Consider the following 412-nt stretch of genomic DNA (forward strand, 5'->3'; position numbering starts at 1 on the left):
CTTCCAGGTAGTGGATGTTGGTGCCGCCGGCGACGAACTTGGCGTCCACCATCAGCTCGCGGTGCAGCGGGATGTTGGTGTGGATGCCCTCGATCACCGTCTCGGACAGGGCCGTGCGCATGCGGGCCAGGGCCTGCTCGCGCGTGTCGCCGTGCACGATGATCTTGCCGATCATGGAGTCGTAGTTCGGCGGCACGTAGTAGTTGGTGTAGGCATGCGAGTCCACGCGCACGCCCGGGCCGCCCGGCGCGTGCCAGACGGTGATGCGTCCGGGCGACGGGGTGAACTTGTAGGCGTCCTCCGCGTTCACGCGGCACTCGATCGCATGCCCGCGGATCTCGATCTGGCGCTGCGTGAAGGGCAGCTTCTCGCCGGCGGCGACCATGATCTGGGTCTTCACGATGTCCACGCC

General features: G+C 67.0%; 1 pseudogene. It reads right to left on the minus strand.

Features of this window, described 5'->3' with window-relative positions:
• A pseudogene (locus tag EPK82_RS24700) lies at positions 1-412 on the minus strand (acetyl-CoA carboxylase biotin carboxylase subunit); the annotation flags it as partial.

Source organism: Ectopseudomonas khazarica, assembly GCF_004521985.1.
In the GTDB taxonomy this organism is placed as follows: Bacteria; Pseudomonadota; Gammaproteobacteria; order Pseudomonadales; family Pseudomonadaceae; genus Aquipseudomonas; species Aquipseudomonas khazarica.